Genomic DNA, 1,225 nt, shown 5'->3' on the forward strand with positions numbered 1-1,225 from the left:
TAGTGGATGTAGCGATGCAGGCCGTGCTGGAGTTGCTCGATGCTTGCGAATTCGTTGAGGTAGAAGAACTCGCTTTTTAGCGTGCCGAAGAAGCTTTCCATCGCTGCATTGTCCAGACAGTTGCCCTTGCGCGACATGCTTTGGCTCAGTCCATGATCGATGAGTTGGCGCCTGTAGGCGGGCATCTGGTACTGCCAGCCCTGATCGGAGTGCAGCAAGGGCCTCTCCCGGTCCGAAAGCCGGGCCAGTGCTTTCTTCAGCATGCGCCCCACCAGCGCGAAGACGGGGCGCTCGAGCATCTCGTAGGCCACTATTTCTCCGTTGTAGAGGTCCATCACTGGGGACAGGTAGAGCTTGTTGCCCCCGACATTGAATTCGGTCACATCGGTCACCCATTTCTGGTTCGCCCCGTTGGCATCGAATTGCCGATTCAGCAGATTGGGAGCCGCAGCGAGCTGGCCACGGTAGGAGCGGTACTTCTTGGGTCGCACCAGGGATTTCAGGCCAAGATCGTGCATCAGACGCTGCACGGTCTTGTGGTTGATGGCCTCGCCTGCATGGCAAAGGGCGGCAGTGATGCGCCGATATCCGTAGCGGCCCTTGTGGCGCTCGTAGATGGCACGGATACGAGCCTTCAACCCAGCGTACCTGTCGCCGGCCTCAAGCACTTTGGCCTGGTAGTAGAACGTGCTGCGCGAGAGCCCTGCGGCCTTGAGCAGCGCGGGCAACGGGTAGTCCTGCCTCAGTTCGATCACGGCTTGCGCTTTTTCTGCGCAGCTTGCCGATTCACTCGAACCAAGGCATCCAATTTTTTTAGGTACGCCACCTCCGCGCGCAGGTGTTCGTTTTCCTTGCGCAGCGCGTCCAGCGTGCTCGCATCGTTGGCATGTGGTGGTGGGGGATCGGGTGGCTTGGGCGCTGTCATCAACTTCGGGCCGCCTCGTCGTTTGGACTTAAGGGCATCTATTCCGCCCTCATGATACTGACGCTCCCAGGCCGATACGACGCCCTGCCCACCGCGTATGTCGAACAGCGCAGTCACCTGGCGGCACGACAGTTCCTCGCGCCACATCCGGCGCAGCACGTCCAGCTTGAACTGCTCGTCGTAGTGGCTGAACTTCTTGCGCAGCCCTTCGATTCCATGCAGGCGATACCCTTCCACCCAGCGGCGCACTGTTCCGTGGTCCAGCCCGTAACGCAAGGCTATCGCTCGTGCACCTGAAGA

The 1,225-nt window shown here is 60.1% G+C and carries 1 protein-coding gene; it reads right to left on the minus strand.

Annotated elements, in window-relative coordinates; genetic code table 11:
• A protein-coding gene (locus QUA42_RS27585; RefSeq protein WP_333141869.1) for an IS3 family transposase occupies positions 1 to 1,225 on the minus strand; the annotation gives its coding sequence in 2 pieces (ribosomal slippage) (positions 1 to 805 and positions 805 to 1,225; 1,226 coding nt annotated over the 2 pieces). This gene is flagged as partial in the annotation.

This window comes from Microcoleus sp. Pol11C2, from assembly GCF_036701505.1.
Lineage (GTDB): Bacteria > Cyanobacteriota > Cyanobacteriia > Cyanobacteriales > Microcoleaceae > Microcoleus.